The 14849-nt window shown below is 32.8% G+C and carries 16 protein-coding genes and 4 tRNA genes; 6 read left to right on the top strand and 14 right to left on the bottom strand.

Translation table 11 applies throughout. The features are described 5' to 3' along the window. Positions 1-68: 68 nt before the first annotated feature. From AGR56_RS19475 to AGR56_RS09150, 4 genes are all read left to right on the top strand, one after another. Positions 69-470 carry an ImmA/IrrE family metallo-endopeptidase gene (locus AGR56_RS19475; protein WP_347460526.1) on the top strand — a complete coding sequence of 134 codons (402 nt, stop codon included), beginning with the start codon at positions 69-71 and terminating at the stop codon, positions 468-470. Between the two features lie 50 nt (positions 471-520). Beyond that, positions 521-811 (top strand): hypothetical protein, encoded by a 291-nt coding sequence (locus tag AGR56_RS09155; protein ID WP_053241998.1) that lies wholly within the window; start codon positions 521-523, stop codon positions 809-811. An 85-nt stretch (positions 812-896) separates the two neighbouring features. Beyond that, positions 897-1052: a hypothetical protein gene (locus AGR56_RS20205; RefSeq protein ID WP_157055719.1), complete on the top strand. Its 156-nt coding sequence runs from the start codon at positions 897-899 to the stop codon at positions 1050-1052. Further along, positions 1045-2211: a site-specific integrase gene (locus AGR56_RS09150; protein ID WP_053241997.1), complete on the top strand. Its 1167-nt coding sequence runs from the start codon at positions 1045-1047 to the stop codon at positions 2209-2211. Before AGR56_RS20205 ends, AGR56_RS09150 begins: the two co-directional genes overlap by 8 nt. 126 nt (positions 2212-2337) lie before the next feature. On the opposite strand, the gene AGR56_RS09145 is transcribed toward AGR56_RS09150, so the two are convergent. The 8 genes from AGR56_RS09145 to AGR56_RS09110 form a co-directional block, all read right to left on the bottom strand. Continuing rightward, positions 2338-2414: transfer RNA gene (locus AGR56_RS09145), tRNA-Arg, on the bottom strand. Positions 2415-2441: 27 nt separating this feature from the next. Beyond that, a tRNA-Gly gene (locus AGR56_RS09140) sits at positions 2442-2515 on the bottom strand. Positions 2516-2521: 6 nt separating this feature from the next. Beyond that, positions 2522-2596, bottom strand: a tRNA-Gly gene (locus tag AGR56_RS09135). A 254-nt stretch (positions 2597-2850) separates the two neighbouring features. Then, complete coding sequence (locus tag AGR56_RS09130) at positions 2851-4107, bottom strand: hypothetical protein (protein WP_053241996.1); 1257 nt, start codon at positions 4105-4107, stop codon at positions 2851-2853. 220 nt (positions 4108-4327) lie between these two features. Then, positions 4328-4416 (bottom strand) — tRNA-Ser (locus tag AGR56_RS09125). An 82-nt stretch (positions 4417-4498) separates the two neighbouring features. Then, positions 4499-4882 (bottom strand): GNAT family N-acetyltransferase, encoded by a 384-nt coding sequence (locus AGR56_RS09120; protein WP_053241995.1) that lies wholly within the window; start codon positions 4880-4882, stop codon positions 4499-4501. Positions 4883-4895: 13 nt separating this feature from the next. Then, the gene (locus AGR56_RS09115; protein ID WP_053241994.1) at positions 4896-5348 is read right to left on the bottom strand and encodes a nucleoside deaminase; all 453 of its coding nucleotides are present in this window, start codon (positions 5346-5348) and stop codon (positions 4896-4898) included. 96 nt (positions 5349-5444) lie between these two features. Continuing rightward, a complete protein-coding gene (locus AGR56_RS09110) occupies positions 5445-5975 on the bottom strand; it encodes a metal-dependent hydrolase (RefSeq protein ID WP_053241993.1) in 531 nt (176 codons plus the stop codon). 197 nt (positions 5976-6172) lie between these two features. On the opposite strand from AGR56_RS09110, the gene AGR56_RS09105 reads away from it, so the two are divergent. Next, entirely contained in the window at positions 6173-6592 is a 420-nt protein-coding gene (locus AGR56_RS09105; RefSeq protein ID WP_053241992.1) for an Rrf2 family transcriptional regulator, read from the top strand. Between the two features lie 79 nt (positions 6593-6671). Further along, positions 6672-8558, top strand: a complete 1887-nt coding sequence (gene cooS, locus AGR56_RS09100) for an anaerobic carbon-monoxide dehydrogenase catalytic subunit (RefSeq protein ID WP_053241991.1) — start codon at positions 6672-6674, stop codon at positions 8556-8558. A gap of 261 nt (positions 8559-8819) precedes the next feature. Here the strand turns inward: cooS and AGR56_RS09095 are convergent, their stop codons facing one another. From AGR56_RS09095 to rhaD, 6 genes are all read right to left on the bottom strand, one after another. Continuing rightward, positions 8820-9677, bottom strand: coding sequence for a YitT family protein (locus AGR56_RS09095; RefSeq protein ID WP_053241990.1), 858 nt, complete (start codon positions 9675-9677; stop codon positions 8820-8822). Positions 9678-10232: 555 nt separating this feature from the next. Then, positions 10233-10691, bottom strand: coding sequence for a DUF441 domain-containing protein (locus AGR56_RS09090; RefSeq protein WP_053241989.1), 459 nt, complete (start codon positions 10689-10691; stop codon positions 10233-10235). Between the two features lie 82 nt (positions 10692-10773). Beyond that, a complete protein-coding gene (locus AGR56_RS09085; RefSeq protein ID WP_053241988.1) occupies positions 10774-11670 on the bottom strand; it encodes a polysaccharide deacetylase family protein in 897 nt (298 codons plus the stop codon). A 202-nt stretch (positions 11671-11872) separates the two neighbouring features. Further along, entirely contained in the window at positions 11873-12361 is a 489-nt protein-coding gene (gene msrA, locus AGR56_RS09080; RefSeq protein WP_053241987.1) for a peptide-methionine (S)-S-oxide reductase MsrA, read from the bottom strand. A 476-nt stretch (positions 12362-12837) separates the two neighbouring features. Beyond that, the gene (gene fucO, locus AGR56_RS09075) at positions 12838-13995 is read right to left on the bottom strand and encodes a lactaldehyde reductase (protein ID WP_053241986.1); all 1158 of its coding nucleotides are present in this window, start codon (positions 13993-13995) and stop codon (positions 12838-12840) included. Between the two features lie 20 nt (positions 13996-14015). Beyond that, positions 14016-14840, bottom strand: a complete 825-nt coding sequence (rhaD, locus tag AGR56_RS09070) for a rhamnulose-1-phosphate aldolase (RefSeq protein ID WP_053241985.1) — start codon at positions 14838-14840, stop codon at positions 14016-14018. Between the last annotated feature and the right edge of the window lie 9 nt (positions 14841-14849).

The raw sequence follows: 14849 nt of genomic DNA, 5'->3' as shown, positions 1-14849 counted from the left end.
ATATGAAAAACTTACGGTTAAAGCCGAAAATGAAAACATTAATGTTTTAGAAATAAATCTAGGTATTAATAAAAAAATGTGGAAAATCCTTTTTTAACAACAAAGAAAAAATCATTGTCATTAATTCAAATATAACTGATTCCGAAAAATATGAAGTATTATCCGAGGAGCTTGGTCACTATCATACCACTTCTGGTAATATATCAAATCAATTCGACATAAAGAATATTAAACAAGAAAAGAGAGCTAGAAATTGGGGCTATGAGGAAACTGTTGGAATTGTTCAGCTTATAAATGCGTTTGAAAAAGGTATAAGGCTAAAGCACGAGCTTGCTGAATATTTAAATGTAACAGAAAAGTTCTTAGGACATGCTATACAGCACTATAAAGAAAAATATGGCACATACTGTGAAATAGATAATTATTTAGTTTATTTTGAGCCAAATTTAACAATTTTAAAAATGTTTTAAAAAGAATAATTTAATTATAAATTATAAATAATATAACAAGGAGGATTATTATGGAAAATGATAAAATCTTTGAATTAATGACTAAAATGTATGCAGAAATGCATGAAGGTTTTAAAGATGTAAAAAACGAACTTAAATCTCATGGCAAAAGGCTTGATAAAATAGAATCAAAAATGGATAGCATGGAATCAAGAATGACCAAAATAGATATTAAGTTAGAAGAGCTTGATAAAAAGGTAGACTTATCTCTTGAAGGTCACAAAACAAATGTAGAGCAATTAAACAGGATTGAAAAAGAAGTGTCAAAGCATGAAGATTTCATTTTAAGAAGAATAAAATAATTGAATATTAAAGGGTATTAACCTACCCTATATATTTTTGCGCTTTTTTCAAGAACACATGTTCGTATTGAAAGGAGGTGGTAATATGATTTTTGAAAATAAAGAAGCAGAAGAATATTATTTAGCCTTAGCTAAAAAGTATGGATACTTTCACATAAACTGTGATAAACCTATATCCGTCGAAGAGCTAGATGAAATTATTGATTTTATTTTAGAAAAGAGTGAAAAAGAAAATGGCTAGTAAAACAAACTGCATAAAAAACGGTAAAAAATATTATAGAATTACCGCAACTATAGGAAGAAACAGTAACGGTAAATTAATAAGAAAGGATTTTTATGGCATCAATAAATCTGATGCTGAAAAGCAAAGAGATGAATATTTAAATAATATTAAAAACGGTCTAAATGTTGGTTATGAAAAAGCTACATTAGGAGAACTTATGCATACTTGGCTTTTTGAAGTAGTGCGTGTAAGCTCTGATATAAAGCCTAGTACCTTTAATAGATATGAAGGTATATATAGAAATTATGTTAAAGACAGTGAAATTTATGGAATTAAATTAATAGACATCAAGCAGCTTACATTGCAGCGATATTACAATAAATTATATGATAGTGGCAAAAGCAGCAATGTAATAAAAAATTTAAACAAATTATTAAAATCTTTCTTTAATTATGAAGTTGACGAAGGATATTTAATTAAAAATCCAAGCAATAGAAGAATAGTCATTCCAGGAGAAAAAGAAGTTTCCAAAGAAGAAATAGAAGTTTTTAGTGATGATGAAATTAAAACTCTTATTAAGGCTTTAGAGGGCAATAGATTAAAAGGATTAATATTGCTAGCATTAGGTACTGGACTTCGACGTGGCGAGCTTCTAGCGTTAAAATGGAGCAATATAGACACCAAAAATCTTTTACTTAGTGTTGAGAAAAGTATATCTCAAATAAGTGTAGTGGATAAAAACGGAAAAAGGAAATATGAAACTATAGAACAAACTCCTAAATCTTTAAATTCTATTAGAAAAGTTCCTATACCGGAAAGTCTTATTCTCATCTTAAAAGAGCAGAAAAAACTTAAAAAAACAGATAAATTAAAAGCAGGATCAAGCTATGAAGAAAATGATTATATATTTACAAGTGAAAATGGAAAAATATTAAATGGTAGAAATATGGCTAGAGCTTACGAAAGGATTTTAAAAAGCGCAGAAATAAAATATAAAAAATTTCACGCACTTAGACACACTTTTGCTACAAAATTATTTGAACGTGGAGAAGACTTAAAAACAGTGCAAATGTTATTAGGTCATTCAGACATTTCTATAACAAGTAATATTTATACTCACGTTATGCCTGAAAAGAAAAATGATGCAGTTCAAAAGCTCAATGATTTATTTGCTTAATGCGGGAATAAAGTGTGGGAATTTTTCTTATACTTTTCTAGTGCGGGAAAAGTGCGGGAAAAAGAAAAAAATAAAGGCTGATAAGCTACTATCAACCTTACGCAATGCCTTATTTAATATGTATATTGGTGCGCCCAGAGGGAGTCGAACCCACGACCTCCAGATTCGAAGTCTGTCACTCTATCCAACTGAGCTATGGGCGCTTATACGCCTTGTTTTAAATATAAAAATGGAGCGGGTAGAGGGAATCGAACCCTCGTGACTAGCTTGGAAGGCTAGGGCTCTACCATTGAGCTACACCCGCATATCTTGGAGCGGAAGACGAGATTCGAACTCGCGACGTTCACCTTGGCAAGGTGACGCTCTACCACTGAGCCACTCCCGCATATTTTTCTTTTATTGGTGCACCTAAATTAAACTATTAATAATGTTTTTCCAATTTAACTGTCTTGAATTTTTTTCCATTATTCGGTTGCTTTAATGGTTTGTTTGCTATACACTTTTTTATTTTAAAAATATTTCTAACTTTTTTTCTTTAAACTATTGACTATTACTAGCTGGTCTTTAATTAGTTCGCAATTTTTTATATTTAGTGCGACAGCTCCTTTGTATCATTTGCTCATTTTAGATGCAAAATAATTACCTGTGCATATGCTCCCACTCGCTGAATACAATTTTCACAAGACGGTCTGCAGTATTTTGCTGAAATGGCATAACGTGTCCATGATATCTATAGTATTGCAGGTAACTATACAATGTTTCATAGCCGCCTTTGACCCACTCTTCACTATGGGGCAGATATCCCGTGCAGCCATTGGTGTATCCATTCAGAAAGAGGTAAGGTGTATGTGCTTGTTTGGACGCCTCAAGAGAAATTTCGCAAAAAATCTCATCTGGCACCCCACAAAAGCAACCGTCATTCAATTTCAAAAACTGGATTTTTCCTTCTTGAATCTGTGTTGTAACACCGGATTCCCTAAGTCTTTTGCATTCCGTAAGCCATTCTGAACCATCAATGTGGCAAAATCTGTTTGCAGCGTTCGCAATTTGTTTTGCTTCTGGTTCAGAGGGAACATCGGAGTAGTAATCAAAATTTTTAACATACATTTGCACATTGCTTACTTCGTTTATATCAAAATTCAATTGTTTAGCAGAGTTTAGAAGAATATCAGATATCCGATCTAAGTCAGGAATACTGCCGCCAAGTATTTTGTCTACTCCTGCCGGCTTGATATTTCCTGCCGCCCCTTGAATAAGCATTACCGGACAAAGAAAATATTTCTGTAGTTTTTCGCGAGCAACACCAAAATAATCACTAGAAATCTTGTTGTTACCGCGCATCAATATATTAGCGTGTGCGGTAATCCGCAGAACAACAGCTAAAGGACGATCCGTAGTAGAATCGGTTATTTTCAATGCTCCAAGCCGTCTATCAACTGCGGTGCAACCTTCTCTGCGACTTTCTCCGATTTCCGTATCCGCCATGGCCCAGCCCGCTTTACACGGTCGCAGGTTTTCTATTGCTACAGCCACACATTTCCTAATCCGGCTACACATCAAACAAAAATATCTTTCACCATTAATCGGTGATAATGGAGCAGGTGCGGAATGTGTGTGCGAAAAACTAAGCATAACACATGATATGTCGGATTTTAATTGTTCAGCGACAATTGATCGCAATTCATCGGCAAGAACCGTGGTTAAACCTAGGCTATCAATTGCGATCAGACAACAATATGTGCCATGAAACTCAAATAAAAGTACCTGTGCGTAAAGAGAATGCAAAACGCCTTGCGATTTACTGTCCAATCTATAACATCCGATCAGTTCTACTTGAAAATCAGGCGTAATATCAACTTGTGAAAATGCAGCTTTACAATAACATTCTTTATTCATTTGGCTCTCTCCTTAAAAATAGTTATACTGCGGACAAAGCCTAAATACAGGACAATATAATTACTTCATGCATCCTTTGCCCTGATAGGCTTTACATGAAGTTTTAACAATGGTAAGTTTCATAGCATCACCCCTATTTTTATTTAGTGTACCATAAAAAGTAAAAAAATGAAAGAATTCAAACCACGAGGGTTTGAGTCCCTTCATTCTCATTTTAAACTGGCGGAGAAGATGGGATTCGAACCCATGTGCCCCGAAGGACAACCGCATTTCGAGTGCGGCTCGTTATGGCCACTTCGATACTTCTCCATTTGTCATACTAAGATATTATACTAAATTGACGGTAAAAAATCAAATGCGTATAGACATGGAGATATGCTCTATACCAGCCTCATAAAACTTTTTCACCATATGGTTTAAAACCTAATTTTTCGTAAAACCCCTGCGCATAAGCTTGCGCATGTATAAGCACTTCTTTTATTCCATCTTTAAATGCCTTTTTAAGCATTTCCTCTACTAAAACTTTTCCTATACCCGTACCCCTATATTCTTTTGACACCGCAATTCTACCAAAGAAGCATTTACCATTATCAAATATTATTCTTCCAACCCCAATTGCATCTTTCCCTTTGTAGATAACAATATGGTCACAATCTATATCAAATTCATCAATTTCCATATCATCTGGAACATCTTGTTCCCCTACAAAAACTTTTTTTCTAAGTTCAAATCCATCCTTTAAATCCTTATTTCCTTTAAACCATTTTACTTCCATTTTTTAGCCCCCATCATATTTTTAATTCTCCTGTACTTAAAAAAAAGTCCTTTAACAATTCACTACATTTTTCCGAATATAGCCACTTTACATTTACGCTGTAACCTAATCGTCCACTTTGAACCAAATTAATTACAGAACCGCATGCACCAGCTTCGGGATCAAATGTACCTATATATATTTTACTAATTCTACTTTGGCAAATAGCAGCTGCGCACATAACACATGGCTCAAGTGTTACATACATTTCACAGCCATTAAGCCTCCAATTATTAAGCTTTTTACTTGCCTCTCTTATTGCAAGAACTTCAGCATGGGCTGTTACATCTTTTAAAGTTTCCTTCATATTGTGAGCTCTTCCTATAACCTTATTGTCTTTTACAACTACAGCCCCAACGGGTACTTCTCCTTTAGCTGCTGCTTTTTCTGCTTCTTTAATTGCTAAATCAAGAAAATTATTCTCCATAATTTCTCCTCTAAACTTACTATAAATACATAACACTTAAGATTGAAACTACTAATATCAAGTTCCAAGTAAGTTCCCTTATAAAAATCTCTTAAGTCATTGAATCCTTCCCGTTTTTAAGAACTCTTTAATACCATTATTTCTAACAAGCTTTATAAAGTAATACGCTATTATAATAAAACCAAATAGTTCGGGTCCATAGTACTTAGGATCAGAAACTAATCTTGTGAAATCATCTGCCACCCAGCTTCCTTCTGGCCTTGCTGGAAATTTAAGACCTAAAAATGGCCACAAGCTTATTTTAGGATAAAGCCACATACTATCCAGCAATTGATGTATTAAAGATCCAATTCCTAAAAATAAAATTCCGGCTTTTCCACACTTACTTTTTCTGTATGCCCCAATACACAACAAAGTAATTCCAAATAAAAGTGAATGAGCAAATATTCTGCTATTGTGAAATACATTTCTTAAAAAAAAGGCTCCTATAGGCTTATCTATAATATCTGGCAGCACAGATCCAACTAAAATATATCTGTAATCTATATCTAAATCCTTTTTAGGTGTAAACTTTTCACATATTCTAACAATACCCGTTGTAATTCCTAAGTGTCCAAAAAATATCATAAAATATCTCCTTATTAATTTATATAATAAGAATATTATACCTCATTTATTCAACTTTCGCAGTTTAAAAATATTGTGAAGTAACAGTATATTAAAATATTAAATACTGTTACTTTGCATTTTTTTTCATTGACAAATTATTGAAAAAGTTATATATTAAATCTATACTATTAAAGTATACTTTAAAGGAGAATATAATGAGGATAACACAAGAAGCAGATTATAGTCTTAGGGTTGTACTTCACCTTTCTAAAATTGGAGTTAATGAAAGGGTTGATGCTGCTACTATTTCAGAACATGAACATCTTCCACTGCGTTTTTTATTGAAATTACTGCGAAAACTTATTAAAAGTGGAATAGTTAAATCTTATAGAGGTGTTAAAGGTGGTTATTCATTAAATAAATTACCAAAGGACATTACACTTAAAGATGTCATTGAAGCTATAGATGGTCCTATTTTAGTAAATAGATGTCTTGCTGACCCTTTATATTGTAGTGCCAAAAGAGCTGGCAAATGCGAAATACATAATGCTTTATCCTCTATTCAGCTATCTTTAATCCAAAATCTTGAGAAAGTAAATTTCGAAGACTTAAAATCTGGTAAAGTCCTATATTAACCAAGCACCCACTAAGCTTGGTTTTATATAAATCAAAAACTATACTAAAAAGGTATTGTTTCAAGGAGGAATATTAATAATGAGTAAATGTGAAAACTGTAATGTCTGTGCTGATGCAGACTCAAAACTTCATAATTTTATATGTAATTTAAATGTAGAAACTTCCGAACATAGGGTTGAAAGTCAAAAGGCTAAATGTAAATTTGGTAAGGAAGGTGTGTGCTGCAAATTATGCGCTAATGGACCTTGTAGGATCACACCAAAATCCCCAAGAGGTATTTGTGGCGCAGATGCTAACACAATAGTTGCAAGAAATTTTCTAAGGGCTGTTGCTGCAGGAACAGGCTGCTATGTTCATGTAGTTGAAACTACTGCAAGAAACTTAAAGGCAATCGGAGAAAATAAAAAAGAAATCAAAGGTATGTACACTCTAAACAAATTAGCGGATATATTTGAAATTAAAGAAGAAGACCCCCACAAGAAAGCTGCACTCATAGCTGATAAAGTTTTAGCTGATCTTTATAAACCAACATTTGAAAAAACAGAGCTTATAGAAAAAATGGCTTATGCCCCAAGATTTAAAAAATGGACTGAACTTAATATACTTCCTGGTGGAGCAAAATCTGAGGTATTTGATGCTATAGTAAAAACTTCAACAAACTTAAACAGTGACCCTATTGATATGACAGTAAATTGCTTAAAACTTGGAATTTCAACAGGTTTATATGGGCTTACTTTAACTAACCTATTAAATGATGTTATTTTAGGAGAACCCGTTATACGTCAGGCAAAGGTTGGCTTCAAGGTTGTAGATCCAGATTATATAAATATCATGATAACAGGACATCAACATTCAATGATATCTCATCTTCAAGAGCGCCTTATAGATAAAGATGTAACTGAAATGGCAAAAAAAGCAGGAGCAAAAGGCTTTAAAATAGTTGGCTGTACTTGTGTTGGTCAAGATTTGCAGCTTAGAGGAGAACACTATAAGGAAGTATTTTCTGGTCATGCGGGCAACAACTTTACAAGTGAAGCATTGATTGCAACTGGAGGAATAGACCTTATTTTATCTGAATTTAATTGTACTCTTCCTGGAATCGAGCCAATTGCAGATGAATTTGAAGTTAAAATGATATGTGTAGATGATGTAGCTAAAAAAGCAAATGCAGATTTTATAAATTACTCTTTTGAAGAACGTGAAAATATATCAAGTACAATAATTGATGAAGCATTAAAAAATTACTCAAAGAGAAGAAAAGATGTAACTATTAATATACCAGAAGACCATGGATATGACGATGTTGTAACTGGAGTCAGTGAAAAATCCCTTAAAGATTTTCTTGGCGGTACCTGGAAACCTCTTGTTGATTTAATTGCTTCTGGAAAAATTAAAGGTGTGGCCGGCGTTGTTGGCTGCTCAAATCTAACTGCAAAGGGACATGATGTATTTACAGTAGAACTCACAAAAGAACTTATAAAGAGAAATATAATAGTATTATCTGCTGGATGTTCAAGCGGCGGTCTTGAAAATGTAGGTTTAATGTCACCTTCTGCTGCTGAACTTGCTGGAGATAGTCTAAAAGAAGTTTGTAAATCTCTTGGAATTCCTCCTGTACTTAATTTTGGACCTTGCCTTGCAATTGGAAGACTTGAGATAGTGGCAACTGAACTTGCCGATTATCTTGGAATAGATATTCCTCAGCTTCCACTTGTACTTTCTGCACCACAGTGGCTTGAAGAACAAGCTCTTGCTGATGGAGCCTTTGGTCTTTCACTGGGATTACCTCTCCATCTTGCAATATCTCCATTTATAGATGGAAGTCCAGTTGTTTCAAAGCTTTTAACTGAAGACCTTGAAGGAATAACTGGTGGAAGATTAATAATTGAAGATGATGTTACTAAAGCTGCTGATGAGCTTGAGAAAATTATAATCGATAGAAGAAAAAAATTAGGACTTGAATAAAAAACTTATTGAACTCTTTAATTTTTCAAACCCTTTTAGTAATATATAGAAAAAATGTGAAGCAAATTAACCTACTTCACATTTTTTAATTCTATAAATTCAATCTATATTAAAAATTAACTCCAATTGATTAATCATAAGGCACGGAGGAATTTTTTCCTTGCACCACCGTGGGAGCGAAGGAACAATGCTGAAGGAACGATTTAAAAAAAGCCTTAGATTTATAGGCTTTTTTTAACGCGACGAAGCATTGTTCCTTCGCTAATGTATTGCTCTCTTTTTATATTTCTTACCAGCAACTTCAACATTCCCTATTGTAACAAGTGCCTTCTCATCAAGATCATGAACTATTCTTTTAAGCTTAGAGACTTCAAGCCTGGATACAACAGTATATAAAACATTAGTCTGAACTCCCCTATAACCACCTCTACCATCAAGAATGGTTACCCCTCTACCAAGTCTGGCATTTATAGCAGAAAGAATATCTTTATGTTTATCTGAAATTATCATAACAGACTTTGATTCATCTACACCTTCCACAATAATATCTATCACCTTAAATTCAATAAAATAAGTTATAAGAGAATACATTGCCCTATCCCATCCGAATATAAAACCTGCACTGGTCAATATAAACACATTAAAAAACATCACTATTTCTCCAATAGAGAAGCTGATTCTTTTATCAAGAATTATAGCAACCATTTCTGTACCATCTAGAGAGCCACCATTTCTTATTATAAGTCCCACTCCAATCCCTAATATAACTCCCCCAAAAACTGACGCAAGAAGTATATCATGAGTAATTCCTGGAATAGGCTTTAATATGGATACACCTATAGATAAAGCAACTACAGAAAATGCTGAAAGAAATGCAAAAGTCTTTCCTATTTGCTTATATCCCAAAATAAAAAATGGAACGTTTAATAGGAAAGTAAATAGTCCAAGTGGCAGGTTTGTTAAATAACTTGTCATAATAGATATCCCAACAACCCCACCATCAATTATATCGTTTGGTATTAAAAATATTTCTAACCCAACGGATGCTAACACCACTCCTAGTAGTATAAAAAGAAGCCTTACAATGTAATAATACGTATCAATATGTTTTTTTAACACTAAGCATCACTCCATTTCTTGCAACTAATAATACTATGTTTAGTCATATCAGAATATTCTCAAAATTCTTTACATAGATATCATAGAAAACATATATATTTACAATAATTATATCATACATATAAAAGATACGAAATAGCAATAATATATAATTTTAATACAAAGGTGTTTCAAGAAAAACAAAGATCATTTATTAATATTCCATTTAATGTATGGAATCAATGTGAGAAAATATGATTCATATAAGAATTTGATTCAGAGAACAAAGTAGAGTGAAAGGTTTGACATAGCTTTGCTTGTCAAAGGTGAAGGGTTTTGCCACAGCAAAAGGTTAATCAATGCAAATCTTTATCTAGATAATGTATTATAAAAACTTAAGTAATTGCAAAGCTTCAGACATAAAATTCCTTAGGCACAGAGGAATTTTTTCCTTGTACTACTGTGAAAACGAAGTAATACTGCTGAAGGAACGATTTTAAAAAATTCTAATAAATTTTTCTACCTTAGATTTATAGAATTGTTTTAATGTTACAAAGCAGTATTACTTCGCAATATTTATGATTTATGAATTAGTTTTACTACTACTGCAAGCATCCCAGAAGTAATTAAAGGACCTACAGGAACTCCTTTAAGAAAAGCTGCGGCCGCAACAGAGCCAATAATTAGTGCGGGCATAACGTCGCTATTCCCTTTTACAGTTAAATACTGTAATCCAAGTCCGCTTAAATAAGTAGTAAGAAATGAAAGAATAAGAGCTACCACACCAATCCATGATAACAAGTTTCCCCTAATATTAGTTGCAGTTATTTGTCCATTTGCAATAGGAATAAGTATAGCTGCTATAAGCAATACAAGTGCCCAAAAAACTCCTTTATCATTTAATGTAGGGAAAACATATTTATCAAGATTAAGCAGCTTTAATATCAAGAGAATTGCTACCCCGACTGCTACTGAATTTGCCTTGCCTAGTATTGATATGGCAAGAATTATTACAAGAATTATATTGGCTTCCAACTAAGCCACTTCCTAAACAAGCTTTCATTATAATGGTATTCAAAAATATAAATATTATTCCTTATATTCTTTTAAGCCAAAGCTATTTTAACGTGTCAAATTCATATCCTTGCTCTTTTAAATACTGTATAATATCCGGTAAAGCCTTTGCAGTTTCTTCTTTTCCATAGGTATCATGCATTAATATGACAACTTTGTTTTTACCTTGAACTGTACTTTTTACTTTATCAAGCAATCCACTAGCATATCTTTTTCTTCCTTCTGCATCAAAATCATAAGCATTCCAATCTATACTTACCATATTTCTCTGCTTAAGTATGTTATCAAATTCACCTAAATTAGGATCTTTATAATATTTTCTAGACATATATCCGCCCGGCATCCTTATAACCCTTGTAAAAAAGGTTGGTCCTAAAATACTCTTTAATATATTCTGGGTTTCATCGACTTCATTCATAAAAGCACTCACATCAAGAACATTATGAGGATATAATTTTTTTAAACTATGACTGTATGTATGATCTCCTATAGCATTTCCTTCATTATAAATTCTTTTCACTAAATTTTCACTTTCACTATTTTTCTCTATATTCTTGCCCATTAAGAAGAACGTAGCATGTACACCATTTACCTTTAAAATATCTAATATTCTTGGTGTAACAGTGGTAGATGGACCATCATCGAAAGTCAAATAAGCTGTTTTCTTTCCATCTTCCTTATATGCATCCTCTGCCTTTGTTCCAGAATTAGATATTTGATTTCTTAAAACCACCACAGCACTCTTTTTCGCACTACTTGGTTTATGCTTTTTTGTGCTGCTGACTACTTTATTTGATAAATAAGAGTTTGTCTCAATTTTTCTTTTTGTAAAAGAAACTGTTAATGCTGAAACAAACAAAATCATTAAAAATATAAAACTTATACGTGTAAAAAATACTTTTCTTCTATCTAGCCTTCTATTTGCGACTACATTTTTCATATTGTGATTACCCCTTATAAATTTATAATGCCTACACTATAATATTACACCTTATTTAGTACAGTTTGTTACAAAAAAACAGCTTTTTTTATTACAAATTAGTTACATTATTACAAGTTTACTCAAGGGGTCTACGTAAAATACGAATAATTCCAGGCAACAACAAATTACCTGGAATTCAGTTTAAACTTTATGATATTTTTTAATGTTTTTTCAATAATTCTTTTGGAATATGACAATATCCATTAGGATTTTTGTCTAAATATTTTTGATGATACTCTTCTGCATTGTAAAAATTCTTTAAAGGCAAAATTTCAGTTACTATAGGTTTTTCATATTTCTTCTGCTCTTCATTCTTAGACTTTAATATAACATCTAAATCACTTTCATCTATGTAATATACTCCAGTACGATATTGAGTTCCTTTGTCATGTCCTTGTCTGTCTTTTATAGTTGGATCTATTACCTTCCAGTATGCTTGTAAAAGTTTTTCCAGTTTAACAGCATTCTCATCATATTCGATATAGCAGGCTTCAGCATATCCAGTTGTGTTTTCACAGACTTTCTCATAAGTTGGATTTTCTGTATTTCCATTTGCGTATCCAACCTTTGTACTTACAACCCCATCAATCGTATTGAAATATGCCTCGACACCCCAAAAGCATCCTCCGGCAAATACTATTTCTTTCATGTTTTCTACCTCCTTTTAGAATTTAATTTGTGTATACATATTACGTTATATTTTAACACAATTTAATAACAAAAACATATAATTACACTCCTCGTATATATGCCTAACTTTTATAAATATAATCGCATAACATGTTCAGCATCATTAATAAACTTTCTTTGGTGGCTTTTTCTTAACCATTCTTCATCATCTCTCGTAATAAAAGGAATAATATTATGTTCCTACTAAAGATAAACCACCTTGAAACTTGAAATTTATTTGTAACAAAATACCGTCTTCTGGGCATTATGGTGCACATAAATTTCAATAGTTGAAGCGGTTTATCTATAGTAAAAGAAAATGCTTGTAGCAAATTAAAAAAATATTTTTATTAATTCTAATCAAATGATATGTACGCCACTTTATAGGAAAATATGCAACATACCTCTATACAAAAAACCGCTACAATTAATGCAACGGTTTTTTTAATCAATATGCTAAAATGCTTTTTTATATATTTCAAGAATTTCTTCTACAGAAGTATCTCTTGGATTTCCCGGTGTACAAACATCGTTATAAGCTAATTTAGCTAGCTTTTCTAAATCCTCTTCTTTTGCTCCAATTTCATTTAACTTTTGAGGAATTCCTATTTTTTTGGATAAAGCTACTACTGCATCAACAGCTGCTTTTCTATATTCATCAGCGCTCATACTGTCAACATCCTTGACTCCCATTTGGCGAGCTACTTCTTTATATTTTTCTCCTGTTGCTGGAGCATTATATTCCATTACATAAGGGAGCAATAGCGCATTTGCAACGCCGTGTGGAGTATCATATACGGCACCTAAGGAGTGTGCCATTGAATGAACTATTCCAAGTCCAACATTTGAGAAGCCCATTCCTGCCATATACTCCGCTACACCCATGTTCTCTCTTGCTTCCATGTTAGTAGGTTCAAACACTGCCTTTTCTAGATGCTTTGCAATGAGCTCTATTGCCTTTAATTCAAAAGTATCTGTAAGCACCCATGCTCCTTTTGTTATATACCCTTCTATTGCATGAGTCAATGCATCCATACCTGTTGCAGCTGTAAGTCCCTTTGGCATAGAAGACATCATTTCAGGATCAATTATTGCAAGTATTGGAATGTCTTTAGGATCAACGCATACCATTTTCTTTACAGCTTTTTCATCTGTAATTACATAGTTTATTGTAACTTCTGCTGCTGTTCCTGCTGTTGTTGGAACGGCTATTATTGGCACAGATTTATTTTTAGTTGCAGCTACTCCTTCAAGAGATACAACATCTGAAAATTCAGGGTTGTTTGTTATTATACCTATAGCTTTTGCAGTGTCGATTGAAGAACCTCCGCCGATTGCTAAAAGAAAATCTGCTCCTGAAGCTGCATAAGCTTTAACTCCTGTTAAAACATTTTCTGTTGTTGGATTTGGTTTTACATTATCATAAATTTCAAAAGGTATTCCCGCAGCTTCTAATGTTTTTGTTACCTTTTGAGCAACATTAAATTTAATTAAGTCTTTGTCTGTAACTACAAAAGCCTTTTTAAATTGTCTGCTTTTAACTTCTTCAGGAATTGCGCTAATAGCTCCTTTCCCAAAATATGACATTTCATTAAGTACTATACGATTTATCATTTAAAACACACTCCCTTTAATTATTTTTCATATAAGAATTTCTCTGGTAAAGTAACCTTGAAATCCTTAGCAAGATCTCTAAAATTATCAGCAGTTATTGTCTGTCTTTTTCCACCCATAGACAATACTTTTACTAAAATCTCAGCTGATTTTTCTGCTGTATCCATAAGTCCAAAAGCTAAATCTAAAGTTTCACCAGAAACAAAAGTTCCATGATGAGCCCAAATTACTACATCAAATTCTCTCATTAGATCACTTGTTGCTTTAGCTATTGCAGACCCGCCTGGTACCATCCAAGGCACAACACCTACTCCTGATGGGAATACAACTGGACATTCTGTAGCCATTTCCCATAATTCTCTTGTAAATATCTTGCTATCTAGTGGTAAAACAAAAGTTAATGCAATGATGTTTGTAGTATGTGAATGAAGGATAACTCTGTTCTTTCCATTGGTCACTTCTTTTTTAACTGAGTGACTCATAAGATGTGATGGGAATTCACTTGTTGGCCTTGCACCATTTATAAGTCCCCAAACAATTTTGTAATTTTCACCTTTTTCATCTATTTTAGCTATACCAATATTTGCTTCTGGATCTAAAATTACATTTCTTAAAAATTTTCCACTTCCAGTAACTAAAAAATACTCATTGGCTAAGTTTGGAACAGATACTCCAATTGGAGTAAATTCTCCCGATTCATCAATTAACCCATCTAACTGTTTTACTTCATCTTCAGCTATTCTATATGAGAAATTTCCACCATTACGTTCATGCCAACCTTTAAGCCATGCATCTTGAGTAATTCTTATATAATTTTTTACAAAATCTAGTTCTTCAATTTTCATATTTAAGAC

It is taken from the genome of Clostridium sp. DMHC 10 (genome assembly GCF_001270375.1).
In the GTDB taxonomy this organism is placed as follows: Bacteria; Bacillota; Clostridia; order Clostridiales; family Clostridiaceae; genus Clostridium_S; species Clostridium_S guangxiense.
This window is presented reverse-complemented; position numbering and strand designations above follow the sequence as displayed.